27 protein-coding genes and 1 tRNA gene are annotated in these 25,924 nt (G+C 38.3%); 4 read left to right on the top strand and 24 right to left on the bottom strand.

Annotated elements, in window-relative coordinates:
• Positions 1–36: 36 nt before the first annotated feature.
• From BMX18_RS07945 to BMX18_RS07865, 18 genes are all read right to left on the bottom strand, one after another.
• The gene (locus BMX18_RS07945) at positions 37–468 is read right to left on the bottom strand and encodes a CopY/TcrY family copper transport repressor (RefSeq protein ID WP_074603695.1); all 432 of its coding nucleotides are present in this window, start codon (positions 466–468) and stop codon (positions 37–39) included.
• 182 nt (positions 469–650) lie between these two features.
• Positions 651–1,196, bottom strand: coding sequence for a nucleotidyltransferase family protein (locus BMX18_RS07940; protein ID WP_074603697.1), 546 nt, complete (start codon positions 1,194–1,196; stop codon positions 651–653).
• Entirely contained in the window at positions 1,196–1,747 is a 552-nt protein-coding gene (locus BMX18_RS07935) for an LOG family protein (RefSeq protein ID WP_093815982.1), read from the bottom strand. The genes BMX18_RS07940 and BMX18_RS07935 overlap by 1 nt, the downstream gene beginning before the upstream one ends.
• A 101-nt stretch (positions 1,748–1,848) precedes the next feature.
• Complete coding sequence (gene rbfA / locus BMX18_RS07930; protein WP_003067449.1) at positions 1,849–2,199, bottom strand: 30S ribosome-binding factor RbfA; 351 nt, start codon at positions 2,197–2,199, stop codon at positions 1,849–1,851.
• 246 nt (positions 2,200–2,445) lie between these two features.
• On the bottom strand, positions 2,446–5,169 hold the full coding sequence (gene infB, locus BMX18_RS07925) for a translation initiation factor IF-2 (protein WP_093815980.1): 2,724 nt from the start codon (positions 5,167–5,169) through the stop codon (positions 2,446–2,448).
• A gap of 19 nt (positions 5,170–5,188) precedes the next feature.
• Positions 5,189–5,491: a YlxQ-related RNA-binding protein gene (locus tag BMX18_RS07920; protein WP_093815978.1), complete on the bottom strand. Its 303-nt coding sequence runs from the start codon at positions 5,489–5,491 to the stop codon at positions 5,189–5,191.
• Positions 5,484–5,780, bottom strand: a complete 297-nt coding sequence (rnpM, locus tag BMX18_RS07915) for an RNase P modulator RnpM (protein ID WP_006531117.1) — start codon at positions 5,778–5,780, stop codon at positions 5,484–5,486. Before rnpM ends, BMX18_RS07920 begins: the two co-directional genes overlap by 8 nt.
• An 18-nt stretch (positions 5,781–5,798) precedes the next feature.
• Entirely contained in the window at positions 5,799–6,983 is a 1,185-nt protein-coding gene (nusA, locus tag BMX18_RS07910) for a transcription termination factor NusA (RefSeq protein ID WP_039695996.1), read from the bottom strand.
• Positions 6,984–7,073: 90 nt separating this feature from the next.
• The gene (rimP, locus tag BMX18_RS07905) at positions 7,074–7,535 is read right to left on the bottom strand and encodes a ribosome maturation factor RimP (protein WP_039695938.1); all 462 of its coding nucleotides are present in this window, start codon (positions 7,533–7,535) and stop codon (positions 7,074–7,076) included.
• Positions 7,536–7,787: 252 nt separating this feature from the next.
• Positions 7,788–9,731: a hypothetical protein gene (locus BMX18_RS07900; protein WP_093815976.1), complete on the bottom strand. Its 1,944-nt coding sequence runs from the start codon at positions 9,729–9,731 to the stop codon at positions 7,788–7,790.
• A complete protein-coding gene (locus BMX18_RS07895; protein ID WP_093815974.1) occupies positions 9,728–11,953 on the bottom strand; it encodes a glycosyltransferase family 2 protein in 2,226 nt (741 codons plus the stop codon). Before BMX18_RS07895 ends, BMX18_RS07900 begins: the two co-directional genes overlap by 4 nt.
• The gene (locus BMX18_RS07890; protein WP_074870015.1) at positions 11,940–13,007 is read right to left on the bottom strand and encodes a bifunctional glycosyltransferase family 2/GtrA family protein; all 1,068 of its coding nucleotides are present in this window, start codon (positions 13,005–13,007) and stop codon (positions 11,940–11,942) included. The genes BMX18_RS07895 and BMX18_RS07890 overlap by 14 nt, the downstream gene beginning before the upstream one ends.
• Positions 13,008–13,012: 5 nt before the next feature.
• On the bottom strand, positions 13,013–14,038 hold the full coding sequence (locus tag BMX18_RS07885; protein ID WP_093815972.1) for a GGDEF domain-containing protein: 1,026 nt from the start codon (positions 14,036–14,038) through the stop codon (positions 13,013–13,015).
• A gap of 231 nt (positions 14,039–14,269) precedes the next feature.
• Positions 14,270–14,337: transfer RNA gene (locus tag BMX18_RS09395), tRNA-OTHER, on the bottom strand.
• 44 nt (positions 14,338–14,381) lie between these two features.
• Entirely contained in the window at positions 14,382–15,020 is a 639-nt protein-coding gene (trmB, locus tag BMX18_RS07880; protein ID WP_039695961.1) for a tRNA (guanosine(46)-N7)-methyltransferase TrmB, read from the bottom strand.
• Entirely contained in the window at positions 15,020–15,841 is an 822-nt protein-coding gene (ccrZ, locus tag BMX18_RS07875) for a cell cycle regulator CcrZ (RefSeq protein ID WP_039695962.1), read from the bottom strand. Before ccrZ ends, trmB begins: the two co-directional genes overlap by 1 nt.
• A gap of 52 nt (positions 15,842–15,893) precedes the next feature.
• Positions 15,894–16,928: an ABC transporter permease gene (locus BMX18_RS07870; RefSeq protein ID WP_093815971.1), complete on the bottom strand. Its 1,035-nt coding sequence runs from the start codon at positions 16,926–16,928 to the stop codon at positions 15,894–15,896.
• Between the two features lie 2 nt (positions 16,929–16,930).
• Positions 16,931–17,656 carry an ABC transporter ATP-binding protein gene (locus BMX18_RS07865; RefSeq protein ID WP_074870022.1) on the bottom strand — a complete coding sequence of 242 codons (726 nt, stop codon included), beginning with the start codon at positions 17,654–17,656 and terminating at the stop codon, positions 16,931–16,933.
• Positions 17,657–17,719: 63 nt separating this feature from the next.
• Here BMX18_RS07865 and BMX18_RS07860 point away from each other — a divergent pair, with 63 nt between their 5' ends.
• A complete protein-coding gene (locus BMX18_RS07860; protein WP_074565143.1) occupies positions 17,720–18,139 on the top strand; it encodes an HIT family protein in 420 nt (139 codons plus the stop codon).
• A complete protein-coding gene (locus tag BMX18_RS07855) occupies positions 18,136–18,441 on the top strand; it encodes a hypothetical protein (RefSeq protein ID WP_074603720.1) in 306 nt (101 codons plus the stop codon). Before BMX18_RS07860 ends, BMX18_RS07855 begins: the two co-directional genes overlap by 4 nt.
• Before the next feature lie 85 nt (positions 18,442–18,526).
• Here the strand turns inward: BMX18_RS07855 and BMX18_RS07850 are convergent, their stop codons facing one another.
• The 6 genes from BMX18_RS07850 to BMX18_RS07825 all read right to left on the bottom strand — a co-directional run bounded on the left by BMX18_RS07850 (position 18,527) and on the right by BMX18_RS07825 (position 23,646).
• Positions 18,527–19,699 carry a glycopolymer--peptidoglycan transferase LytR gene (locus tag BMX18_RS07850; RefSeq protein ID WP_074603723.1) on the bottom strand — a complete coding sequence of 391 codons (1,173 nt, stop codon included), beginning with the start codon at positions 19,697–19,699 and terminating at the stop codon, positions 18,527–18,529.
• A gap of 10 nt (positions 19,700–19,709) precedes the next feature.
• Positions 19,710–20,222, bottom strand: a complete 513-nt coding sequence (locus tag BMX18_RS07845; RefSeq protein ID WP_093815969.1) for a GNAT family N-acetyltransferase — start codon at positions 20,220–20,222, stop codon at positions 19,710–19,712.
• Complete coding sequence (tsaE, locus tag BMX18_RS07840; protein WP_074561333.1) at positions 20,215–20,658, bottom strand: tRNA (adenosine(37)-N6)-threonylcarbamoyltransferase complex ATPase subunit type 1 TsaE; 444 nt, start codon at positions 20,656–20,658, stop codon at positions 20,215–20,217. Before tsaE ends, BMX18_RS07845 begins: the two co-directional genes overlap by 8 nt.
• Positions 20,659–20,833: 175 nt before the next feature.
• Positions 20,834–22,255, bottom strand: coding sequence for an NCS2 family permease (locus BMX18_RS07835; protein ID WP_074603728.1), 1,422 nt, complete (start codon positions 22,253–22,255; stop codon positions 20,834–20,836).
• 105 nt (positions 22,256–22,360) lie between these two features.
• Entirely contained in the window at positions 22,361–22,960 is a 600-nt protein-coding gene (locus BMX18_RS07830) for a DUF1361 domain-containing protein (RefSeq protein ID WP_074603730.1), read from the bottom strand.
• A 101-nt stretch (positions 22,961–23,061) separates the two neighbouring features.
• The gene (locus tag BMX18_RS07825) at positions 23,062–23,646 is read right to left on the bottom strand and encodes a hypothetical protein (protein ID WP_074603767.1); all 585 of its coding nucleotides are present in this window, start codon (positions 23,644–23,646) and stop codon (positions 23,062–23,064) included.
• Positions 23,647–23,732: 86 nt separating this feature from the next.
• Here BMX18_RS07825 and BMX18_RS07820 point away from each other — a divergent pair, with 86 nt between their 5' ends.
• Together BMX18_RS07820 and BMX18_RS07815 are read left to right on the top strand one after the other, a co-directional pair.
• Positions 23,733–24,548, top strand: a complete 816-nt coding sequence (locus tag BMX18_RS07820) for an HAD family hydrolase (RefSeq protein WP_093815967.1) — start codon at positions 23,733–23,735, stop codon at positions 24,546–24,548.
• Positions 24,549–24,876: 328 nt separating this feature from the next.
• The gene (locus BMX18_RS07815) at positions 24,877–25,869 is read left to right on the top strand and encodes a PTS sugar transporter subunit IIB (RefSeq protein ID WP_074603734.1); all 993 of its coding nucleotides are present in this window, start codon (positions 24,877–24,879) and stop codon (positions 25,867–25,869) included.
• Positions 25,870–25,924: the final 55 nt, after the last annotated feature.

Genomic DNA, 25,924 nt, shown 5'->3' with positions numbered 1-25,924 from the left:
AGATACCTTCCTATCAGAAATCTCACAAATCAACCATTAAAGACCAAGGTGTTCTTTACAACGACATTGTCCAGGAATACAATTACACGGTACTTCATCCAAAGCTTCTTTTTCTTTGGATGATAGCAGAGCTTGTAAATCAGCAATGTCAGAAAGTGTCATTGGCGTTTCTTTTAGCAAATGTTCAAGAATAGTCTTGTGCTTGCGCTGACAAAATTTGTCAAATAAATCATCAGCTTGCTGGTTCATGGCTTCTTGCTCAGACAAGAGACTTGAGTAGAGAAAAGCTTTACCAGACCTTTTTCTTGTCAAATAACCTTTATCAACTAGACGTTTCAAAAAAGTCTTAACCGTTGAGGCTGTCCAGCTATTTTTTTCACCTAGAATATCAAGAATCTGACCACTCGTTGCCGCATCTTTGGTCCAAATCACGCGCATGATCTCCCATTCTGATTTTGAAATTGACATAGTATTCCTTTCTAAATATCTTTTTTGGTTTACATTTGTAAATTTATTATATTTCTATCGTCTACATTTGTCAACTATAACTGCAAAAAAATAGCCCGAAACCTAACATTTCGGACTTTAAACACAAATAACTTTGTGTTCTGAGTAATTTAGAAGAGACTTTACACCTTCATTCTAGTTCTTTACGCTAGAATTTGCAAGTGCGGCCATTTCTTTTGCCAATCTTTCTTTTTCAAGCGATCATGATAAATTACCATACGTTCTTTATCAGCTAAAAAATGTGGAGTGGGTTGGACGACAAAATTAACAATATCATCTTCGCCATAAGGCAAAAATAACTCCAAATCTCCATCTTTTAAACGTGCTGCTATAGCTGTACAGCGTTCTGGGTATTTACTGATAGCATCTCTAGCATTTTGATAAGGGGCTGTGTGCGGACTATGACCATGCATAAAGACCTGATTTTTGACTTCCCATTGATAACTAGGGTAAGCCGCTTGAAGCTGTTCTTGAATAGCTTGAGTCTTCTCATAAGTTATCTCAGGGTCATAAAAAACAAGATCCAAATCACTTGCATCCGACAAACCCGGCTTTCCTGATAAGGCATTCCAAACGTAATTACGAAGTGTCCCCGCAGCTAGCCAAGCATCTGGCAGCTCAAGCTCAGCTATTATGGTTAAAATCGCTATCAACTCTTTATCGCTTGCAAATAAAGCTTTAAGATTCATTATTTTTCCTCGCTTTGATAAGCTTTTACAAATTCTTGCAGAGCCTTTAAATCATCTACAAAAATGGCCTTATCGCGGTCTTCTTGTCTCAAAAATCCCGTAGTCACCATTTGGCCAAAAAGGTCTTTGAGAGGGTTATAATAACCATTCAAATTAAGAAAAAGGCAAGGCTTATGATGCAACCCAATGCGTGCCCAAGAAAAAGCTTGGACAATTTCCTCAAGGGTTCCGGGACCACCTGGAAAAGCCAAAAAAAGCTCCCCATTATCCATTAAGAGTCGCTTACGCTCATCCATATCAGCCACCAAAGTTAGCTCTGTTAAATGCAAATGAGCTTTTTCACGCTTTTTAAAATCAAGCGGAATAATGCCATAAACCTCTCCGCCATCAGCTAAAACCGTATCTGCCAAAACGCCCATTAGACCATCTTTACTGCCACCATAAACTAATTGATGCTTCTGCTTAGCTAGCCAGTGACCTAATTCAATGATATTTTTCTTATAAATCGGATCATTCCCAAAACTTGACCCCAAATAAACCGTAATTTTCATCTTCTCAATATTCCTCGCTAAAACACTTTCATTATATCACACCAAAAAAAGGCCTGCCAAGTGGCAGACCTTTCTCGTATAAAATTCAAGTTAACTAAAATTTATTTTTTAGCTTCCAAATCACGAAGCATTTGATCGATTTTATTTCCGTATTCGATTGATTCATCTTTAATGAATGTCAAATCTGGAATTTTGTACATTGTCAAGTTGCGACCAAGTTCGCGTTTGATTGTACCTTTAGCTTTTTCAAGACCAATTTGTGCTTTTTGATTATCTGATGCAAGTTCAGAGTGAATTGTGTAATACACTTTAGCCATTGAAAGGTCTCCAAGCATTTGAACATCAGTAATTGTCACATCTTGAACACGTGGGTCACGAACTTTTTTGTGTAAAATTTCATTAACTTCGCGTTTGATTTCCATACCAACACGATCAACACGATGATTAGCCATAATCATTTCCTTTCTAATCTTTTTGAAAAAGCTAGGCTAAGCAAGCCTAGCTTTTATTCATTTATAACTGTAACGTTTAGGCAAGGCACCATAGTGCTTGCCGTATTCCCATTAGAGACTTCAGTCTCAATGGGCAGCGCAGTGGTTGAGTGGGTTCTAATACGCTGATAAATCAGCTTTTACAACCCTACTCAACTGTGCGGGGGTAAGACGACGAACCTGCTTTTTGGTGTTCTGTCTTACTCCCTAACGTTTAATTTCTTCCATAACGTAAGCTTCGATAACGTCATCAACTTTGATGTCGTTGTAGTTTTCAATCATCAAACCACCTTCTTGGCCGTTACCGATTTCTTTAACGTCATCTTTGAAGTGTTTAAGGCTGGCAAGTTTACCGTCGAAGATAACAACACCGTCACGGATGACACGTGCGCTAGCATCACGCGTAATTTTACCATTTGTAACCATGAATCCACCGATTGTACCAACTTTAGATACTTTGAATGTTTCACGGATAAGAGCTTCACCGATGATTTTTTCTTTGTATTCAGGGTCAAGCATACCTTTCATAGCATCTTCAACTTCTTCGATAACTTTGTAGATGATTGAGTGAAGACGAATATCTACTTCATCAGCTTCTGCTTGTTCGCGAGCTTGTGGTGTAGGGCGGACGTTAAATCCAATGATGAAGGCATTTGATGCTTCAGCAAGCGTAACGTCTGATTCGTTGATAGCACCTACGGCTGAGTGAACAACTGAAACTTTTACGCCTTCAACATCAATTTTAAGAAGTGAGGCTGCTAGGGCTTCAACAGAACCTTGTACGTCGGCTTTGATGATGACGTTAACAGTCTTAACTTCACCTGCTTTAAGGGTATCAAAGAGGTTTTCAAGACTAACACGTTGAGTGACTTGACGTTGTTTCATCAAAGCACGTTTAGCACGTTCTTCACCGGCTGCACGCGCAGCTTTTTCATCTTCGTAAACCGCGAAGTGGTCACCTGCCATAGGCACATCGTTCAAACCAGTGATTGATACTGGTGTTGATGGTTCTGCCACTTTAACACGGCGTCCAAGGTCATTAACCATGGCACGAACACGACCGAATGTGTTACCAACAACGATTGGGTCTTGAACATGAAGAGTACCTTGTTGGACAAGAAGTGTTGCCACAGGTCCTTTACCTTTATCAAGACGAGCTTCGATAACTGTACCGATAGCGCGAACTGTTGGGTCAGCTTTCAATTCTTCCATTTCAGCAACAAGAAGAACTGTTTCTAGTAATTCATCAATGTTTTTACCAAATTTGGCTGAAATTTCAACGAATTCACAGTCACCACCCCAAGCAGTTGAGATGATTCCGTGTTCTGCCAATTCACCAATAACACGTTCTGGGTTAGCACCTGGTTTATCAATCTTGTTGATAGCAACGATGATTGGGACACCAGCGGCTTTAGAGTGGTTAATGGCTTCGACTGTTTGAGGCATAACACCGTCATCAGCGGCAACAATCAAGATAGTGATATCTGTGATTGAGGCACCACGCGCACGCATTGATGTAAAGGCCGCGTGACCTGGTGTATCAAGGAAGGTAATTTTCTTACCATTTTCAACGATTTGGTAAGCACCGATGTGTTGAGTGATACCACCAGCTTCGCCTGTAGCGACACGTGAATTACGAAGGGTATCAAGAAGGGTTGTTTTACCGTGGTCAACGTGACCCATGATAGTTACGACAGGAGCACGTTCAACCATTTCGTCTGGGTTGAGGTAGCCTTCGTCAGCAAAGAAGCGTTCGATATCAGCTTCGTCAACTTCGACTTTTTTATGAGCTTCAATACCATAATCAACCATCAACAATTCGATTGTATCGCTGTCGAGGGATTGGTTTTGAGTAGCCATAACACCCATCAAGAAGAGTTTCTTAACGATTTCTGCTGGTTCGCGTTTGATACGTTTTGCGATTTCAGCAACAGTCATGCCTTCAGTGTATTCAAATTCTTTAGGTAATTCGTGGAACTTACGCTCTGTTACAGGTTTTGGAGCGTTGTTACGATTGTTATGTTTACCTTTTTTGTTTTTCTTGTTATTATTCCAGTTACTATTTCTTTGATTTCTCACTTGGTTATGATTATTCCAGTTTTTTCTATTCTTGCGTGGTCCATCTTCATTATCACGTTCATAATCACGTGATTTTTCAGGACGAGCTTGTTTCTTACGACGTTTATCTACAGCAGGTGCTGCTTGTTCTGCTACCACATGTTTAGGAGCAGACGCTGCAGGTTTTGCTGCTTTTGCTTTGTGTTCTTCAGCCTTAGCTTTAGCTTCCACACGAGCTTTGTGCTCTTGTTCTTTAGCTGCTTTTGCTTTACGCTTAGCGGCTTCTTTTTCGTGAATGCGATTTTCGCTTTGGCGAGAATACTCAGCATTTTGTTCTGCTTTCAATGCAGCTGCACGTGCTTTGAAATCGATACGTGGTTTTGCTGCTTGATTGCGATCGTTTCGTTGATCTCTTTGGTGATTATCACGCTGTTGATCTCTTCGATTATGATTTTGAGAATTGCGATCGCGTTGTTTGCGATTATTTTGGGCATTCTCTTGTCTGTCACGATTAGAACGATTGTCGCGTCCTTGATTGTTATTGCGCTTTTTATCGCCGCCTTTAGCTCGTTTTTCAGCTTCGGCTTTAGCACGCGCTTCACGTTCCGCCTTGAAATTACGGCTCTGAGGTTTTGCAGGAGCTGCTTTAGGAGCTTCTGCAACTGTTTTCTCAGCTGCTTTTTCAACTTTGGCTTTTGCCGCAGCTGGTTTGGCATTTCCTGAGAATTTCGCCGCAATTCGTTTGGCATCAGATTCGTCAACGCTAGAAGAATGGCTCTTCACATCAAGTCCTAGCTCTTGAGCATAGTCAACAACTTCTTTGCTTGATTTGCCCAGTTCTTTAGCGATTTCATATAATCTTTTCTTTGACAATTGATGTCCTCCTATTCTGTTAGTTCATAAGAGTCCTCATTTTCTTTGAAAATCCAGCGTCTGCTATGGCAACCACTTTACGTGGTTTACCAAGCGCAGCACTTAATTCCAGTGTGTTAAACACTGTGGAGACTTCTACTTTGTAATAATGACTTTTATCAGTTGTTTTCTTTGTCAAATTATCACCAGCATCATTTGCCAGAAAAACAAGTTTTACTTTGCCAGATTGGATGGCCTTAATGACCAATTCTTCTCCAGAAATCACTTTTCCTGCACGCTGTGCCAGTCCAATTAAATTTGACAATTTTTGGTGGTTATTCAAGACCTAACTCTCTTCTTTTGACTTTGTGATCTACGTAAGCAATCAATTCATCATAAAATGATTCAGGAACTTCCATTGAAAAGCTACGGTTAAAGACGCGTTTTTCTTTGGCTTGAAGAGCTTCTGCATTATCAAGTTTGATGTAAGCGCCACGTCCGTTTTGCTTACCAGTTGGATCGATAAAAATCTCACCTTCCTTATTTTTAACAATGCGAAGTAAATCACGTTTATCAATCACTTCACCTGAAACAACTGATTTTCTTAAAGGTATTTTACGTGTTTTAGCCATGAAACACCTCTATCTTTCTTATTCTGCGTCGTTTGCTACAACTTCTGTATCAGCAGATTCAACAACTTCCTCAGCTGGTGCTTCTTGTGCTTCAGCTGCTTTTGCTTCGCGTTCAGCTTCAAGAGCTTCGTATTCTGAAGCAGATTTAATGTCGATACGGTAGCCAGTCAAGTGTGCGGCCAAACGAACGTTTTGTCCACGACGACCGATAGCAAGTGACAATTTGTTGTCAGGAACAACAACTGTAGCGCGTTTGCTGTCTTCTTCGTCGAAAAGAACCATATCAACTTCAGCTGGTGCAATAGCATTGTAGATGAATTCAGCTGGATCTTCAACCCATTGGATAACGTCAATGTTTTCTTCAACAGGAACTTCTACGCCAGCTTTAGCATCGTAACGTTTTGGATGGAATTTGCTGATAACTTTTTTAATATTGCTTCCACCACGACCAACGATTGTACCGATAGCATCAACGTTTGGATTGTGGCTGCGAACAGCAACTTTTGTACGATCTCCAGCCTCACGTGAAACGCTCATGATTTCAACAGTTCCGTCAAATACTTCAGGAATTTCTTGTTCCATGATACGTTTGATAAATTGAGGGTGGCTACGGCTTACAAAGACATTAACACCTTTTGGATTGTTTTCAACTTTGTAAACGTAAACTTCGATACGGTCATGTGATTTCCATGTTTCACCAGGAATTTGATCTTGGTGTGACAATTGAGCTTCAAGTGAACCAAGGTTAACATAGATGAAACGTTGGTCGAAGCGTTCAACAGTACCAGTCATGATTTCGCCTTCGTGTTGTTTGTACTCATTGTAAGTCACTTCACGGATTTGACGACGCATTTTTTCCATGATTGTTTGTTTAGCTGATTGAGCAGCCACACGACCAAATTCAGCAACAGATTCTTCAAAGCGAATTTTGTCACCTAGTTCGTAAGCTGAGCTAATTTTCAATGCATCTGACAAGCTGATTTCTAGACGGCTATCAAAAACTTCTTCAACAACTTCACGAACTGTGTAGACTTTAAAGTCACCTTTTTTGTCGTCGAATTCAATAACACATGATTCAGATTGACCATAACGACGTTTATAGGCTGATTTCAAAGATTCTTTGACAGCGTCGATGATATCGTCTTTGTTAATGTGTTTTTCTTCTTCCAAAATACGGAAGGCTTCTAGCATTTCTTTGCTCATTTTTTTCATTGCCCTGCATGGCTAAGCAGGACGTAATCCTTTCGTTTATATCTAAGTAAAATCAGATTGTAGTTTGTTATAGTAGTTTGACTACAATTTCACTGCCAAACGCGCTTTTGCAACTGTCGAATATGGAATTTCAACGGTTTTCTTGCGTGTTTTGTCCAAATAATCAATGGTCAATGTTTCACCATCAAAAGCTACAAGGTCTCCTTGGAAAACCTTAACTTTATCAATAGCTTTGTAAAGACTAACATTGACATAAGAACCTACAGCTTTTTCAAGAGCTTCTTTAGTCTTCAATGGACGCTCTAAACCAGGACTAGACACTTCCAACATGTATTGTTCTGGGAATGGATCTGGTTTGATGGCATCAAGTAGAGGACTAATGATTTCAGTCAAATCAGCTGTATCATTTACGGTGATCCCTCCTGGTTTGTCAATCAAGATACTAAGGACATAATCGCTGCCCATTTTTCCGTACTCAACATCAACCAATTCGAACGGATCTTTAATAGCAGGCGCAACTGCTTTGGTAACCAATTCAATGATTGTATTTGCGTTTGCGATAAGAATCCCCTCCTTCTTCTATCAATATCAAAATAGAAAGTTCATCACATTGGCTCACTTGTCGTAAAACCAACGGTATTAGTAGCATGCGTTAAAAGCTTATCCGTCATCAAAATGACTTTAAGCACACACAAGAGGCGAAGTCACAAACTCCGCCTCCTTCTACTTATTTTATATTATAGTAACATAATTTAAGGTCTTTGACAAGTCAAAAGCTTGATAGAATGGGAAATATCATCCTTTTCCCGCAAGAATATCAGATGTCTTGTAAACTCCTGGAGCATAGGTACGTCCGAAAAGTTTTTTCGTCAAGGCATTGAAGGTATAATGGTCATCCAAAATAACAACTTCATCATAAGTCTTTAGCATGGCAATGAAATCTTTATCTGTAAAGGTGAAATCATCCCTTGCTTCAATATTTTCATTCCAAAGGTAATAACTTGTCGCGTTGTTACTGTAAGACTTCATCAATTCTAGAAATTCCTTGTCTGCTTGGACAAAGTTTTCCCTGGCATCAACGTTAACGTCCCAAAGATAGTAACGACTAGCGTATTGTACAAAGAAACTATCCACGTGCTCCTTATCAGCTGTTACCACAAGAATTCGTTTTTTAGTCGAATCCATATTGTTACCTGTTAATTTATGGAGCTCTTTAGAAACTTTATTGGTTTCTTGGTTGTTGTTAAAGACAATGCTGTTGTTTTCAGATAATAGCATTCCCACCGCATAAATGGCTAAAACAAGCGTTGCGTATTGGTAAAGCCGTTTATTTAACAAAGTCTTATAAGACTTGGCGTTACGCTTGCTGAGGATTTGCTCATAAAGGCACTCATCCATTACCCAAGCAAGCGCCATGACCATGTAACCAAAAGCAAAAATAACCATACTTGACGCATAGCGTTCAAAACCAGCTAGTTGAAGAGCTTCGTTTGTCGGCATAGCTGTCAAATACATCAATAAAATGCTAATGTAATAAGTCACAATGGAAATATCAATGAATAACCATGCCCGTAAAACACCCTTTTTATGTTTCAAGCGAATACCAAGAATAATGAAGGCGACTAACAAAATCACATTGATGATGATAATACCTTGAGTTGATAAACTAGTCACATCAAAGACTGACTTGATAAAGAGCTTGATGATTTTTTCTGGCACTCCTCCTGAAACATGACCAGACAAGATTTTACCCAAGTCTCCCATAGACACCGCGTGTTTAGCACTTGCTGCATTAGGAAAATTATTAGACACATGCTTTTGCCAAATGATAAACGGCAAGAAACTTGCCAAAATAGTTGTCACCATCATGATAAGCGCTTTTAGACGTGCTCTTTTACGGACCAACAAACGTACAACGCAAGCAATATAAACAACCAAAGCTAAAAGAACAAAGAAGAGTCCACTAACTTTGACAATGCTAAGAAGTCCAAGAACCACAGCCGTATGAAGCGACATCATCCAGAAACGATTGCGATAAGCAAAGCAACCTGCTATAGCTGCCAAGGCAAGTACTGGTAACAAGAAATCCACCAGCAAGTTATTTAATCGAATGGCAACATTAAAGGTATTAAAGACCGCAAATGAGGCAAATACCATAGCAACCATCAAGACACGACGTTCGTCACGCAAAGCACCAAACATAGCATAAAGACAGGATGCAATGAGGAAGAATTGCCCAACTAGCATGCTTCCTTCTGAAAAACCAACAATGGTTGTAAAGAAATAAATAAAGAGTGAACTGCCAACAGGATAAGTATAATAACTGATAATCGTATCATACTGTGTTGGAAGAGCATTGTTGATATGGAAGAATTTTACGATAGTCGCCCAGTGAGTGAAATTATCATAGTGTAAAATTGGAGAATTCCAAAGCGTCATACCAAATAAAAGCAGGTAAAAAATCATGCCAATAGAGATGTAATCCAACCTACGCACTTTAACCTTTTTCTTCCAAACCGACCATAAATAGTAAAGACTTAATAGACAGCCGATAACTGATAAGACATAAACCGTTGGTAACATTTCACCAACTAGGCTTCCCAGATGCAAGACCAAGGTAATAAATGCAAAAGTAAAGACCCAAGTCAAACGACGATTCATCTTCAACCCATTGCGGAAAAAGGCGTCATACCCCATGGTAATAGCAAAGAACAAAAGTAATCTCAAAATCGTTATCATACTTTTTCCCTCCATTCATTTGCTAAAGCTTTAAAAGCAGGTAATTTTTCCAGAGTCGGAAGATTCACTACTTGGTAAAGCGACTCATCTCTATCAATGTCATAAGAGACAAAGGCAAGTTTAAAGAACATGTCATGATAGATAAAGTCGACAATCGGCTTTCTTCGTGGATTTTCTAGTTGCCCAGAAAACGTCATGTAGTAATAATTCGTCTTTCTAAGTTGACGTTTTTTGCCATCGTATAAGACCTCTTCATTCAAACGAACTTTTGGCAAGGCAATCTGGTCATATGCTGAGACCGGACGTTCATTACTTTGGAAACGTTGGTTAAAGTTTTCAAGCAAATCATCCCAAGTTGTCATCCAAGAATCCTTATGCGTTGGCAAATTGTGATTGATACGGTCGTAAATGTATTGATAAAATTCACGAATATCAGCTGGATTAACTTCCGTAAATTGTACACCGTAGCGCCAGCATTTTTCACCAACCGCAACACGAACCACATGACCTTTAGCTCTCGCACGATAATCGCGTGATTGCAAGTGAAGCGTTATTTCTTTCGTTTTTGGCAAATAAAGTGGCAAGTTAGAACTAAAAGAAATACCTGTTTCTGAAATATCACAGACCCTCACTTGGTAAGAATCATTATCAACCTCGATAGTCATCGGTTCATCAACAGGGAAACGTTCACTGCCTCGATAAAGAGGACGACCAATCGCACAGAAAATAGCAAAGGTCAAGTTAACAATGTGATAAAAGAGCCAGAAACTAATGATACTACCATAGAAAAGTTCTGAACAAAATTTACCATAGTTAAAGGTTACCAAACCATACATAGCAAGTAGCCAAAGAACCGCATAAGGGATAGCATACAGATATAAGGTCCATGAAGAGTCGTTTCCTTTTCTGGTAACCTTAAATTTCTTTTCACTAATCCCGAAAGACTCCATCATCAAAGGAATCACTAAATAAGGCGCAAAAATCGTTTCAACAATTTCACCCCAAACTTGCGTACGATATTCTTTGGAAACTTCCCGCATGGATAAACGTGTCAAAGCATAACTTGGCAACCAGAAAAAGAAGAGCAACCAAATATTTGACACTACTACACGCACATGAAAGACCGTGTACAAAATCGGAGCTAAAATGTACAGCAAACGTCTAAAGAATGACCACCAGTACAGATAACCATTGATGTAAACCAAACGTTGTCCCTTGGTCAAGTTTTTATTGAAGAAGACGTTCATGTTATAACTACTCTTAATAACCCCACGTCCCCAACGAACACGCTGCTTGATAACACTCTTTAAGTCTGTCGGTGTTAAACCACTAGCCATTGGACGTTTCGTTGAATAATTGACATAACCTGCCGCATTCATTCGAACACCAAGTTCAAAATCCTCAGTGATAGTATCTGTCGGAAATCCACCAACATCTTCAATAGCCTTGCGGAAAATAACCGTGTTTGAACCGGTATAAACCGCTGCACCACGCGCATTGTTGAAAACATTGATTTCTTTTGAAAAGAAATCTTGTTCATTAGGCAAAGTTTCTTCTGAGAAAAGATTGTATTGGAAAATATCCGCATTGTAAAAACTTTGTGGAGTTTGAATCAAGCCAATTTTTGGTTTGTCATACTTGTCACCTCTTTCATAAGCCTCAACTTGCTCAATGAAATATGGCACAGCTTCCATCAAAAATTCACGGTATGGAATCATATCCGCATCAAAAGTTGCCACAAGCGGAGCTGATGTTTTACTAAGCGCATTATTGTAGTTTCCTGATTTAGCATCTTTATTATCAGATAAACCAAAATAACCAACACCAAGTTCTTCTGCGATTTTAGCAACTGCTGGACGATTGGTATCATCACAGACAAAGATGCGAACCTTTGATTTGTCAGGATAATCTAAGTAAGTACAGGCATTAATGGTCTTGTAAAGCAAATCAGGGTCTTCATTATGCGTGGCAATCAAGACATCAACATCAGGATAACGGTCATAAGGAATCTCTGGTTTTTTCAGCTCGAAGTTCTTCTGCTTATTCAAAATAAGAATGTATCCCGTAATGGCTGAGACCACTTCACTAAGCCATAACAAAATCCCAAAAATCAAAGCAAACCAAGAATCGCGCCATGGAATCGTCGCAAATAAACGCCAAGTCAAGTAAAAGACCGTGGTGGCAAAGGCGGCAATATATAGTAAGTTTTTAAGCTTCTTCATTTCCACCTCCACTAAAGACTAAATGCTTTTGAATAAAGTAGCTCACAAAGAAGAGCAAACCATCGACAACAATTTTAACGATTGAAATCGGAACAGCTGTCAAGGCATTTCCGACTATGGTTACCAAAAGACTTGATACCATGATTTGCACAATGACAAGGATAAAGTACTTAATGGCGCTGCTGGCTTTACCTTTCTTGAAAACAACCTTATGATTCAAGAAATAATTCACCACTGATGAAATGGCGCGTGCCAAAACCGAAGCAAGGGTAACAGCACTAAGACTTAAGCCATTAAAGAGTGAAATCAAAATCGTAAAAGCAACAATATCCACTAAGAATGAGAAAAGTGATGAGAAGATGTACTTAAAGAAGACCTTGTAAATGCGAAGCGAATCTCGAATAACATCAAAGTGTGACGATTGATTTTCATCGAGATAAATCGTTGCAATACCAACTTCACGAATTGGGATACCATCTTCCTTAGCTGCTAAAAGCATGTTCATCTCAAATTCATAACGTTCTCCTTCTACGTCAAGCATTCTTTTTAACCAAGTCATTGGCAAAACACGAAGACCCGTTTGCGTATCAGAGACTTTCATACCCGTAAAAGCATCCAAAACATCACGCGTCAAAAGGTTACCAAATCGGCTGCGGAGCGGAACAGAATTTTCAAATTTTCTAACCCCAAGTACTAAGCTCTCTGGATATTTTAAAAACTCATCTAGACATTTTAGGGTATCTTCATAAGTGTGTTGACCATCAGAATCAATGGTAACAATCCCTTTAGCTTGTGATAAATGCTCAAGAATGTGAGAAATGGCTGTTTTTAAAGCACGCCCTTTACCTTTATTTTCAGCGTGAGTCAATAAATGACAAGCGTATTTTTCCTTAGCTTCAGTAAACAAAGCTTCATAAGCAGGACCACTACCATCATCAACAAGGACAATTTCAAAAGGCTTACTTTCACGCGCTCGAATATCTCTTAACAATTCTAGCATGCGTTGATCAGGTTCAAAGGCAGGAATAACAATAACAACATCTTGATAGATCATAAGCTTTATCCTTTCTGATTTTTATCACGATACATTCTCTCATCAGCACATGCACAAAAATCAACAAATGTCTTATGTGCTTCATAAGAATCTGTATAAGAACCGAGCGAAGCCGTTACCGGCATATCTTTTACCATCATTTCGATTTTAACTAGATTGATTAAAAAATCAGCCTGACGCATCGAAACTCCGGGGAGTAAAACAGCAAATTCATCACCACCAAGTCTTGCGACAACAGCATCCTTTGGCATAATTTTTGTTAGCAAATCACCATACTCAATCAATATCTGGTCACCACAAGAATGACCATAAGTATCATTAGCCTCTTTAAATTTATTCAAATCAGACATGATAACCGTAATTGGATTTGTCTTATTTAACACACATTCATCAAAGGCCAGCTCAATGTAGCGACGATTATGAACTTGAGTTAAGACATCCTCATACGCCAATCTCTGCATTTCGAGTTCTTGTTTCCGTTGCTCCGTCACATCAACAACAATCGAAAAAGCGCCAATAATTCTCTTTCTTCGATTATATATCGGAGAGAACATATTTTGCCAATAAAGTGTCTCACCTTTATACTCAATGGTATCAAGGAAAGTAAAGGTCTCCCCCTTCAAGGCACGATCAACATTAGCTTTTAGCTCTGCTGATCTTTCAGCATCTAAATGCCGTAGCGGGCAATCACCAATCTTTGGAGTGAATTTAAAAATTTCTTGCATGAGACGAATATCATTTCGATTGATAGCCATAAAACGATAATTCAAATCTAAAGCATACATATTGATATACTCAGAACTCTCAAGGATAAAGTAGGATAACATGTGACGTCTTCGATTGAGATAAGATGCCAATAAACTCACACCTAATATAATAATTGAAATGAGTAGTTCCACAGGATTCTTATGATTAATAACAATCTCATCATAAGCCAGCTTCAACATCAAATTAAATGCTACCAAAGCCCCAAGATAGGTCAACCAGCCTTGATACTTATATAGTAATTCTTTTATTCTACCTAAAAGCATACAGCCTCACTATTCTAAGCAAGTTTTCCCACATTAGGCACTTGCCGCATCACCTAAATAACGTTTTCTAACAACATACCGCCATTAACTCTAGTGAGTTTTCCTTTTCATAATCCTATCCCCTTTTTTCCTATTTAATCGCTAAAACCATTAAAGAAGCAAAAAAACGCCCCAAACATTCAGATTTGTTTAAAAAATCAAAGGACGTTTCTTTTTCTATTCAATTGTGTAAGGAGAGGAAGGGACTTGAACCCTCGAAACCTAAAATTCATTTACGCTTCTCCACTAAGTACCTCTCCAACAGAAGATTAGCAAACTAACTTCTTTTTATAACATCAGCGAATCACTGAAACTGTGCTTCCACACGATAAATGACTTGACCTTTTTTAGAAAATTTCTCTTCATATTCAGTCATGACATTTCCTTCAAAATCACTAGCATGTAAGTCTAACCAAACTTGTTTTAAAATCATGCCGTATTGTGAGAAGCTTGCCAAGCTGTATTCGAACAAGCCACGGTTATCAGTTTTAAAGTGGATTTCACCGTGTTCAGGTAAGATTTGACGGTAAGTATCTAAGAACGTTTTGTAAGTCAAACGACGTTTTTCGTGACGTTTCTTAGGCCATGGATCTGAGAAATTCAAATACATCAAATCAATTTCGCCATCCGCAAAATAATTTGTCAAATCAGAACCATCAACTAGCAACAAACGAACATTTGGTGCTTGACTATCTAAAACTTTATCCAAAGCGTAGCTAAGCACAGATACTTGAATGTCAATTCCGATATAGTTAATATCTGGATTTTGCAAAGCCATTCCTGTAATGAATGCTCCTTTTCCTGAACCAACTTCAATGTGAATTGGATTATCATTACCAAAGACTTCACGCCAATGTCCTTTTGCTTCTTCTGGATTTAAGATAACATAGTGTGGGTTATTTTCTAAGTGCTCCTCAGCACCCTTACGTTTTCTAACTCGCATTATTTCTTTTTACTAACTAACTCCCTAAATTTTCGTAAGCCGTAAATTTCTTGGTTGACATGTTCCATATCTCGCTTATCAAAGCATTTCAAAATTTGTGAAAGATATGAAAATTGTCCGTACCAAGCAACTTTACTGCGTACTTTTTCATTGTCTTTATAGCCATAATAATTCAACCACTCACCCCAACGTGTGTAAGGAATGTAGTGACTCAAAAGAAAGGCTACATCGTACATTCGATCTGTCAAACGAACTGAATCCCAATCAACAAGGTAAATCATACCACTTGTTGTGATAACCCAGTTACTGTGTTTGATGTCCCCATGTACAATGGTCGCAACTTCAGAACGAAATTCTGGTAAGCTACGTTTTAGTTCTTTTACAATACCTTGCAAATACGTATTTTCACGAATTTGCAACGGTGCATTTTTTTCCCAGTCAACCAACAAATCATATGGATTTTCAATCTTATAGTTTAACTGTAACAATTGGTTAACCAATGGTCGTGACTTGTGTAAACGCAAAAGAATATGGACAATCTGTTTACTACCCATATCCTCTTTAGTCAAAATTCTTCCATCAAGCCATTCTTGTGCACTCATTGTATCGCCATTACCAGTGCGACGCACCCACAACAATTGTGGCGCAATCTGCTCTTTAGCAAGAGCTGGTAAAATTGGTGTCGTGTTAAACTTGATAAAGATTTTTTCACCATTCGGATATTGACCAATAAAGGCTTTCCCACTTTTTCCTCGAAGTGGTGTCATTGTCAATTCCTGATCTGATACTGTTGTCACCTGTCTGCCCTCCTTTTCTTTCATATATAATACGTTAATACTTTTCTTCACTTTTATTTTACTTGTTTTACAGTCCCTAGTCAATCATCTTCGCAATTTTGTAAGGAAGATACCATTCTGTAACAATTACAGTAATCAAAATCAAAAGCCCTGCAGCCTTCAAAGAAAAACATAATAACACATCAAGCAAGCAAATCATATAAGATAAAGTTCGTAGCAAAGCCTTTAAATTCGCCATTTTCTGCGCTTCTGAAATGGGGTATAAGCGTGTTAAATATTGATACTCAAAATGTTGAGCAAGTCCTAACAACTGAAACAGTAAAAGATAATTAAAAATTAAAGCAAGGCCAGCTGCTACTAGATGATTTGGAATAAACAGCAAAGCAAGAACACCTAATAAAACCAGACGCAAAGTTAAAGCCAGATAATCCGAACTACGAAGAAAGGCCCTGAGATAAAGGTTCGACCACGTTTTATCGTGACGTTTCTTAACCAAACCGAGTATCTTATCTAAGTAAACACGACGTTTGACACTTGCCGAAATTCCCTTAACCGTTGTAAAGAGGGCAAAGAATTTCAAAATAGATTGACGGCGTTTGGTTTCATAAGTAATGGCAGTTTCCCAAGAAAAATGACCATTTCTAAAAAAGACTTTTTCTTTTCTTGCCATAATCACCCACTTGATACCAAGTAAAATTAGCAAAAGTACCGCAAAAACAGGAACTGAGAAACCTAATTTAAATAAAATAGGTGCTAGCAACAAGAAAACAGCTGTTTGTAACACTGCCCAAACACCAAAAGACCGAACTCTAGCTTGGTGAATCCAAGCCACCACTTCTTCTTCCTTTGGCAAATAAAATAGCTTATCTGGTGCCTCAATATAAGTTGCAATTTTACCAAGACTAAGAAGAGCAAGCGTCACAATGACCAAAATGACATCAAGCCACCAATGTTGCTTTGGAAAATGCTTTAATAACTCACCGTATTGGACCATCAAAAAACCTGATAAGAAAAGCAAGACCAAGACAAAATGATCATTTAAGACATAACGCAAGTATTTCAGACATTGCCCTAAAAAGAGGCTGCGTCGTTTTCGAAAAACTTCTTTCATTTCTATCCCTCTTTAGTTAAAGCCATGTAAATATCGTTCAAACTAGCATCTTCTTTTCCAAAAGCTTGACGCAATTCAGCTAGATTTCCCATTGCACGCACTTGACCATGATGCAAAATCACAAATCGATCACACATTTTTTCAGCAGCATCTAGCACGTGTGTTGACATCAAAATAGATTTGCCTTTTGCTTTTTCCTGCGCTAGCAAATCCGTCAAATCAGAAATCGCCAAAGGATCTAGCCCCAAAAATGGCTCATCAACGATAAACAAATGAGGATCAATCATAAAGGCGCAGACAATCATAACCTTTTGCTTCATCCCTTTTGAAAAATTAATCGGGAACCACTCAAGCTTATCAGACAAACGGAAAAGTTTTAACAATTCCTTGGCACGCGCCATCGCCTCATCAAAATCAAGGTCATAAGCCATAGCAACCGTCTCTAAATGCTCACGTAAAGTTAACTCTTCATACAAGCTTGGCGTTTCAGGAATAAAGCCAATCTTTTTGCGATACTCTACTTGGTTATCAGCCAAAGTCAAGCCGTCAAGCGTAATCTTTCCTTGATAAGGTGTCAAAAGTCCGATAACTTCATTAATCGTCGTTGATTTCCCAGCACCATTTAGCCCAATCAAGCCGACCAACTCACCGTCACCAACTTCAAAAGAAATATTTTTTAAAACAGGGATATTAATGTATCCACCTGTGACATTTTCAATTTTTAACATAAGCTACCCACATTTTTTTGATATAATAATTATAACAAAATCAAAGGATTATAGGTGATTCAAATGGAAAATTGCATCTTTTGTAAAATTATCGCAGGTGACATTCCGTCATCAAAAGTTTATGAAGACGATAAAGTCTTAGCTTTCTTAGACATTTCACAAACAACTAAAGGACACACTCTCCTCATTCCAAAAGAACACGTTCGTAACGTCCTTGCTATGTCTGAAGAAACTTCACAAGAACTCTTTGCGCGCTTGCCAAAAGTTGCGCGTGCCGTTCAAAAAGCAACTGGTGCTGTTGGGATGAATATTGTTAACAACAACGAAGAAGTTGCTGGACAAACCGTTTTCCACGCTCACGTTCATCTCATTCCACGTTATGCTAACGACGACGAATTCTCACTTAACTTCACAGAACACGAACCAGATTTTGAAGCTCTTGGAAAATTAGCAGAGCAAATTGCTAAAGAGGTAGAAGCATGAAATTAAGCTCTTTTATCGCCTTAGGCCTAGCTGGATGCGCTGGATTTACAGCTTACCAAGCTTACCAAAAACGCGAAGAGATTAAAGACGATATCGCTGACGCTAACGATATCAGTGACAAAATTGCTGCAGATATTACCAAAATCAACCAAGCGATTGATAATATCAACCAACAATTACCAAAACTTGAAAGCATTAGCCAAGAATTGGACTACAAACGTCGCTTATTTGAACAAGAAAGCAATAGCCGATTAGAACAAATCAAAACGACACTTTCAAAATACCAAGAATTAGAACAATAACAAAAAGTACTGGAAAATTCCAGTACTTTTTGTACGCCTCTCAAATCTAAAATGAAAAGCCGACCAAATAGTCGACTTTTTTATGTTAATATGCATAAGCACTTGCATCTTGTGAATAAGTATCGGTTGAGTAATCACTGTAGCCACTGTTGCTATAATCACTATAACCGGTGTCATAACCTGTGCTATAGCCACTATCATAACTGCTATAATCGCTACTGTAATCACTACTATAATAAGATGAAGTACCGTAAAGATTCTCAGAAAGAACTGCTGTTGTTTTTAATTCCGTGCTTTCTTCTAAACCAAGTTGTTTCTTAATACGGTTTTGCACTTCAAGCAAATGATCAGAACTTACGATTTGGTAAGAAATTTCATTAATCGTTTGTCCTTCACCCTCTAACTGATACGTTTCAATATTTTTTAGAGAGTCCGCATAACCAAGAAGACTTGGAATTGTACTTGATGAAATTTCAACGTTTGTTTGCATGTTCTTACTTACAGCAGATAGAATTTTCTTGTAAGATGACACACTATCAAGAGCTAAAATTTTCTTAAGCACTTTTTGGATAACTTCACGTTGACGTTGTTGACGACCGTAGTCTCCTTTTGGATCTTGGTGACGCATACGTGCGTATACCAAAGCTTGGTCACCATTAATCTTGTGAGTTCCAGGTTCAATTGATGACGTGTATTCGGGCTCTGTCTCTTCAATTGAGATTGGGAAATCAAAATCATTTGTGACTGTGATACCACCTACAGCATCAACCAAGTCGACCAAACCTTGCATGTTGATTTGCATATAGTAATCAATTTTGATATCAAGCAAATCTTGAATGGTCATGATAGCCATTTGGGCTCCACCTGAAGCATAAGCAGCATTCAATTTAGCTTGAGCACCATTCATGTCATTATCTTCAGGACCTGTTAATTCAATAAGAATATCACGTTCAAGACTTGTCATTGTTGTTGTCTTCGTCTTAGGGTTAACAGTTACCAAAATCATTGAGTCACTGTTACCTTCCCAAGTTGAATGACGTTCAGAATCCCCTGTATCAACCCCCATCAAGAGAATTGAGAAAGGTTTTGTCTGTTTAATAGCATTGCTACTTGAACCAGACGTCTTGTAATCCTTAAACGTTTTTGAGAGCTCACTTGTCGAGAAATTGTAAGCACTTGTAATATAAACACCTAATGCAACAACTGTTGTCACAACGATTGCTGCTATCATAAGCAGAATTTTTTTTCCGAGTTTCATTTGTTTACTTTTAGTCTATCAACCTACTCATCAAGTAGACGTCAAGAAATTCTCCATCTTTAGTTTTTGCGCCACGTTCTTTAGTAGCTTCAATCTTCAAACCGAACTTTTTATAAAGGTGAACAGCTCTGCTATTTCTAGCCTGAACCGTCAACTCCAAACGACGAATCACTGGCGTGTGGCAAGCCCAATCAAGAGCAACTTCCATAAGAAGCGAACCGAGACCATATCCCCGGTATTTTTCTTGCACAGCAATGAAAATATCGCCGATATGATTAGTTTGTGGTGAGCTAGTGCTGGATACATTTAAAACACCAGCCAACTCTTTACCAACTCTTACGACCAAGCAAATTTCATTAACAGACTCAAGATGTCGCTCCAAGAAAATCTCCATATCTTCTTGTGACAAAATCGTTTCTGCAACCACAAAATCTGTCTCTTGACTAACCTGACTAAGCAAGTCAACCAAGGCTTTGGCATCAGAGAGTTGGGCTTCTTCAACGATTACCTCTTGTTCAGCCACGTTCTATAGCCTCCGAAAGCTCCTTACTTCGTGGGCCATTAGATTGTAACTCAATGTCACGACCATCTCCTGAAGGAGTGATAATGATTTCTAAATAATCGCCAAGTAAATCTTCTTCTAAAAGTTCACCCCATTCGATGACAGCAACACCATCACCATACAAGAAATCATCCAAATCAATAGAATCTGGGTCATTTCCAATACGGTAAACATCTAAATGATAGAGCGGTAAACGCCCCTCGTATTCCCGAACAATCGTATAGGTTGGGCTCTTAATCATCTGATCGATATCAAGGCCCTTTGCGATTCCTTTGGTTAATGTCGTTTTACCAGCACCAAGATTTCCAGTCAAGACCAGAACATCTCCTGCTTGTAATTTTCGACCGAGTCGATAACCATAAGCCATCAACTCATCTTCATTATGACTATAAAACATGAGTCCATTATATCAAAATTCTGCTTACCTTCCAAGTCTCGCCAGTTTTTTCATCGGTAGATTTTATCCAATAGGCTATTAAATTCACTAATGACAAGCTTTCTACCTCTTTCACCATACAAAAAAAGCCGAAGGTGAGAGAACGTACCTTCAGCTTTTTGTCAAAAACTATATTTTATAAAATAGCCAAGCTAACGAAATTAAGAATGAATAAGAAGTCAAGAACCCACATAACAGCGTGAACTTCTTTTGCTTGACCTTTTACAATTTTAACTAATGTGTAAGTGATGAATCCAGCAGCGATACCGTAAGTAATGCTGTAGCTGAATCCCATAAAGATTGATGTGAAGAATGCTGGAACTGCTTCGCCAAGATCGTCCCATTTAACGTTTTTAAGATTTGAAAGCATCATAACACCAACGATAATAAGAATTGGAGCTGTTGCTTGTGTAGGAACGATTGAAACAAGTGGGCTAAAGAAACTTGAGATAGCAAATAGTACGGCAACTGTAAGAGCAGTCAAACCAGTACGACCACCAGCACCAATACCTGCAGCAGATTCAACGTAAGTTGTAACGTTTGAAGTACCTGCGATGGCACCCAATGTAGTACCAACTAAGTCAGAATAAAGGGCACGATCAAGTGCTTTAGACTCTTTGTTTTCACCAGTTGAAGCAATAATACCAACTTTTTCACCAGTACCAACAAGTGTACCGATTGTATCAAAGATATCTGTCAATGAGAAAGCAAGGATTGCCATCAAGACACCTGGAATACGTGAAGCATCTGAGAACAATGAACCAAGACCTTGACTACCAAGAGCTACACCAAAGATTTCTTTCAAATCATTGATTGAAGCAGACAAGTTAGTTGCAGCCCAGTTAACTGAACCAAGATCAACAACACCAATCAAAATACCAACAACTGTTGTTGCAGCAATTGAAAGGATAACACCACCACGAATTCCTTTAACGATAAAGAAGATTGAGATAGCAAGACCAATCAATGCAAGAATAACACCTGGGTTGTTAAAAGCGACCAATCCTGGTGTAGCTGATGCGTTAGCTGTAATTGAAGCAAGACCTTTATCAGCTCCAGTACCAGCTACCGTATAAGTACCAGCATCGATAGAGAATTTCAAGAAGCCGGCATTTTTTATACCAACATAAGCAAGGAAAATACCGATACCAGCTGAAATAGCTGATTTCAATGCTGCTGGAATTGATTCAATAATCAATTTACGAACTTTAGTTACTGTAATAACAAGTGAGATAAGTCCGCAGATGAATACCATCGCAAGAGCTTCTTGCCAAGAGTAACCCAATGAAAAGACAACTGTATATGTGAAAAAGGCGTTAAGTCCCATACCTGGTGCTTGTGCATATGGAAGATTAGCGTAGAAGGCCATCATCAATGTACCTACAACAGCACCGATAATTGTAGCAAGGAACACACCTTGTGTAGGCATTCCAGCTTGTGAAAGGATTGATGGGTTAACGAACAATACATATGACATTGCAAAGAATGTTGTTAAACCAGCAGTTACTTCTGTACGAACATCTGTACCATGTTCTTTAAGTTTAAAAAACTTTTCCATTTTTAAATGGTTTCTCCTTTAATAAGGTTAATTGATAGTCGCTTTTTCTTCTATTTCCGAACGACTTATATATTCTACCAAAAGATTGTTCAGTTTTCAATAACTTTATTTAAAATTTTCACGATCTAAAAAGATAAGACATAAAATCTGTAAAAAAGTAAAGCCAAGCACGAAATGAATAGCATTCCAGCTAATGACATTTAAGATTTCATCAATGACAAGACCTGGTCTAGTAAAAATATCCCAAGAATTTAATCGTGCATAGCGTCCAATATGAATCGCGAAACTCGAAACAAAAGATAGGATTGCAATAAAAAACATTCGGATATAATAATTTTTGATTTTAAAAGTCACCACAATGTTCTTAACACTTTCAATCCCACACAGAACTCCAAATAAAATACTAGACACGTACAACATGTACAAAATCAAACTAGTTTTGTTCCATAAAACAGAATCCGTAAAGTTCATATGAACGATATCTGTCAACATATAAAAAGTGTTCGGGTAAAAAAACAACCATAAGAGACTACTTGCCCCTCTCACCACTTTTTGTTTTGTAAAATAAGAAAGGAGTGAAAAATCAAGAGCTAGCAGCGCCAAAAACATGTTCCATACCAAATCCGGACCTCGCAAATGATAATAATAAATACCAAACGAAATGATTCCAAAAAAGATGTGAATCAAAACATTCTTTTTAACCATATTTTCTCCCCCTTTCTTAAGACTTATTATAGCAGAAAAGCACCTAAATTACCCTTTAAAACAAGCAATGGAGACGAGAATACCTCGCCTCCATTTTTCTATTAATCATTATCAAGAACAACAAACATCATGACCTGAACGACCATCAACCCAAGAATAAAAGGCATGTTAATCGTCGATAAAGCTTTCGCCGCTTCTTCAAAGATATTTAAGTGTTGATTAATAATCACTTTCCATGTAATGCCTAATGTTCGGAGTACCTGAAAAAGTAAACTTGCAAAGAAAGCAACTCCCATCACAAAGAATACTTGAATATACTGATTTAACTTCAAAGGTTTTAAAATCATTCGCAAACTTAGTGTCCCTGCAACCAATGAAAATACTAGCACTGCCAAATAAATCATAAATGATGTCATCCCATCAGCAGACCACAAAACAGACGTTGCCCATGATCTATCTGCCACACTGAACAAGACATTTAAATTATTCGGGTAGAAAAAACACCATAAGACAAATGCTGCCACTCGTAGAATAATGTGTTTAAAATAAAAAAAGAAAAATCCCATTTCCACTGTTAACAATGAAAATAGCACATCATTCATCAGCCCATTGCTATCTGCATGAAAGAAAGTAATGCTTAAAATAATCCCTAAAGCAAACACATGACTCCAAAAAATTTTATACATTAGCGTAACCTCATTTTTTATTAAAACCATTATATCATACCTACTTTTCTTTTTCTTTGCCACTCTTTTTTGTTATAATAACACCTATGACAAAGAAAAAAATGATTGCTCTTGATTTGGATGGTACACTGCTGCGCAGTGACAATACCATCTCAGATTATACTGTTGATACGATTAAAAAAATACAAGAAAAAGGTCACAAGGTCGTTATTGCGACAGGTCGCCCATACCGTATGGCTCTTGAGCACTACCGTCGCTTACAACTTGAGACACCTATGATTACCTTTAACGGTTCCTTGACACACCTTCCCGAAAAAAAATGGGACTTTGAACATAGCGTCACTATCGATAAACAATACCTGCTTGATGTCCTAGACATCCAAAAAAGTATCCAAGCAGACTTTATCGCTAGTGAATACCGTAAAAAATTCTTCATCAGTGCCGATAATCACGACATCATCAATCCACAACTTTTTGGTGTCGATAAAATCACCGATAAAATGACACTTGATGTAACAAAAATTACCGAAAATCCAAATGGTCTTTTGATGCAAACTCATCACGAAGATAAATACGCTCTTGCCGATGACATGCGCAAATACTTCAACCACGAAATCGAAATTGATTCATGGGGAGGACCGCTTAATATCTTAGAATTCTCACCTAAGGGCATCAACAAAGCTTATGCTCTCAATTACTTACTAAAAACTCTAAATATGGGCCGAGAAGACTTGATTGCCTTTGGTGATGAACACAACGATACCGAAATGTTGACCTTCGCCGGTACAGGCTACGCCATGAAAAATGCTAGCAACGTACTCCTACCATTTGCTGACAAACAAACAGACTTCACCAACGAAGAAGACGGTGTTGCGAAAGAATTGGCGAAAATTTTTCTATAAATTTCTGAAAAACTTCTTTTTAGGAAGTTTTTTCTTTTTTTCATCGTTTTCAAAACCTTTTCATGATTCTTTCAAAAAACATAGTGTTTTTCCCGAACGTTATTTTGTGTTTTATACAATTTAATCGCTTTATTTTGCGAGTTTCTGAAAATTTTTCATGATTTCTGTTATTTTTTCTCAAAAAGCTATTGCATTTTTTGTGAAAACGTTTTACAATAATATCGTTCTTAAAATTTCCTTGGAACGGAAAAGAATTGCCGGACTTGTCCGGAAGGAGATTATTCTTTTTTGTTTCAACGAAAAATAATCATAAGGAGGAAGAACAAGAATGGGTATCGGTATTATTATTGCCAGCCATGGTAAATTTGCTGAAGGTATTCATCAATCAGGTTCTATGATCTTTGGTGACCAAGAGAAAGTTCAAGTTGTAACTTTCATGCCAAGCGAAGGACCTGATGATTTATATGCACACTTCAACGATGCTATCGCACAATTTGATGCTGATGATGAAATCCTCGTACTAGCTGACCTTTGGAGTGGTTCTCCATTTAACCAAGCTAGTCGCGTAATGGGTGAAAATCCAGACCGCAAGATGGCTATCATTACAGGTCTTAATTTGCCAATGCTTATCCAAGCCTACACTGAGCGTATGATGGACGCAAATGCAGGTGTTGAACAAGTTGTCGCAAATATCATTAAAGAGTCTAAAGACGGTGTTAAAGCACTTCCTGAAGAACTCAACCCAGCTGAAACAGCTGCTGCAGCGCCTGCCGCACAAGCTGCTCCTCAAGGTGCTATCCCTGAAGGAACTGTCATCGGTGATGGTAAACTTAAAATCAACCTCGCTCGTATTGACACACGTCTTCTTCACGGACAAGTTGCAACAAACTGGACACCAGCTTCTAAAGCTGATCGTATCATCGTTGCATCTGACACTGTATCTAAAGATGAATTGCGTAAAGGCTTGATCAAACAAGCAGCACCAAACGGTGTTAAAGCAAACGTAGTTCCAATCAAGAAATTGATTGAAGCTTCTAAAGACCCTCGTTTTGGTAACACACACGCACTTATCTTGTTTGAAACACCTCAAGAAGCTCTTGAAGCTATCGAAGGCGGTGTGCCAATTAAAGAACTTAACGTTGGTTCAATGGCTCACTCAACAGGTAAAACAATGGTTAACAACGTATTGTCTATGGACAAAGATGACGTTGCTACATTTGAAAAATTACGTGACCTTGGCGTAACATTCGATGTTCGTAAAGTCCCTAATGATTCTAAAAAAGACTTGTTTGATCTAATCAAAAAAGCAAACGTTCAATAATTTTTGAATAATGCTTCAGGCAGGAACAAAAAGTAAGCGTTTCTATGAAGGGCTT

The sequence above is a fragment of the Streptococcus sp. 45 genome (assembly GCF_900108865.1).
Lineage (GTDB): Bacteria > Bacillota > Bacilli > Lactobacillales > Streptococcaceae > Streptococcus > Streptococcus ruminicola.
The sequence above is the reverse complement of the archived record's forward strand: the minus strand, read 5'-3'. Positions and strand labels throughout refer to the sequence as shown.

Coding starts and splice junctions, on each gene's coding strand:
- BMX18_RS07820 (WP_093815967.1), top strand. CDS start 23,733: ATGACAAAGAAAAAAATGATTGCTCTTGATTTGGATGGTACACTGCTG.
- rbfA (WP_003067449.1), bottom strand. CDS start 2,199: ATGGCTAATCATCGTGTTGATCGTGTTGGTATGGAAATCAAACGCGAA.
- BMX18_RS07825 (WP_074603767.1), bottom strand. CDS start 23,646: ATGTATAAAATTTTTTGGAGTCATGTGTTTGCTTTAGGGATTATTTTA.
- BMX18_RS07815 (WP_074603734.1), top strand. CDS start 24,877: ATGGGTATCGGTATTATTATTGCCAGCCATGGTAAATTTGCTGAAGGT.
- BMX18_RS07900 (WP_093815976.1), bottom strand. CDS start 9,731: ATGATAACGATTTTGAGATTACTTTTGTTCTTTGCTATTACCATGGGG.
- BMX18_RS07935 (WP_093815982.1), bottom strand. CDS start 1,747: ATGAAAATTACGGTTTATTTGGGGTCAAGTTTTGGGAATGATCCGATT.
- trmB (WP_039695961.1), bottom strand. CDS start 15,020: ATGCGAGTTAGAAAACGTAAGGGTGCTGAGGAGCACTTAGAAAATAAC.
- tsaE (WP_074561333.1), bottom strand. CDS start 20,658: ATGTTTTATAGTCATAATGAAGATGAGTTGATGGCTTATGGTTATCGA.
- BMX18_RS07890 (WP_074870015.1), bottom strand. CDS start 13,007: ATGATCTATCAAGATGTTGTTATTGTTATTCCTGCCTTTGAACCTGAT.
- BMX18_RS07860 (WP_074565143.1), top strand. CDS start 17,720: ATGGAAAATTGCATCTTTTGTAAAATTATCGCAGGTGACATTCCGTCA.
- BMX18_RS07850 (WP_074603723.1), bottom strand. CDS start 19,699: ATGAAACTCGGAAAAAAAATTCTGCTTATGATAGCAGCAATCGTTGTG.
- ccrZ (WP_039695962.1), bottom strand. CDS start 15,841: ATGAAAGAAAAGGAGGGCAGACAGGTGACAACAGTATCAGATCAGGAA.
- nusA (WP_039695996.1), bottom strand. CDS start 6,983: ATGAGCAAAGAAATGCTAGAAGCCTTCCGTATTTTGGAAGAAGAAAAA.
- BMX18_RS07885 (WP_093815972.1), bottom strand. CDS start 14,038: ATGCTTTTAGGTAGAATAAAAGAATTACTATATAAGTATCAAGGCTGG.
- BMX18_RS07865 (WP_074870022.1), bottom strand. CDS start 17,656: ATGTTAAAAATTGAAAATGTCACAGGTGGATACATTAATATCCCTGTT.
- BMX18_RS07835 (WP_074603728.1), bottom strand. CDS start 22,255: ATGGAAAAGTTTTTTAAACTTAAAGAACATGGTACAGATGTTCGTACA.
- BMX18_RS07870 (WP_093815971.1), bottom strand. CDS start 16,928: ATGAAAGAAGTTTTTCGAAAACGACGCAGCCTCTTTTTAGGGCAATGT.
- BMX18_RS07940 (WP_074603697.1), bottom strand. CDS start 1,196: ATGAATCTTAAAGCTTTATTTGCAAGCGATAAAGAGTTGATAGCGATT.
- BMX18_RS07855 (WP_074603720.1), top strand. CDS start 18,136: ATGAAATTAAGCTCTTTTATCGCCTTAGGCCTAGCTGGATGCGCTGGA.
- rnpM (WP_006531117.1), bottom strand. CDS start 5,780: ATGGCTAAAACACGTAAAATACCTTTAAGAAAATCAGTTGTTTCAGGT.
- BMX18_RS07945 (WP_074603695.1), bottom strand. CDS start 468: ATGTCAATTTCAAAATCAGAATGGGAGATCATGCGCGTGATTTGGACC.
- BMX18_RS07895 (WP_093815974.1), bottom strand. CDS start 11,953: ATGAAGAAGCTTAAAAACTTACTATATATTGCCGCCTTTGCCACCACG.
- BMX18_RS07830 (WP_074603730.1), bottom strand. CDS start 22,960: ATGGTTAAAAAGAATGTTTTGATTCACATCTTTTTTGGAATCATTTCG.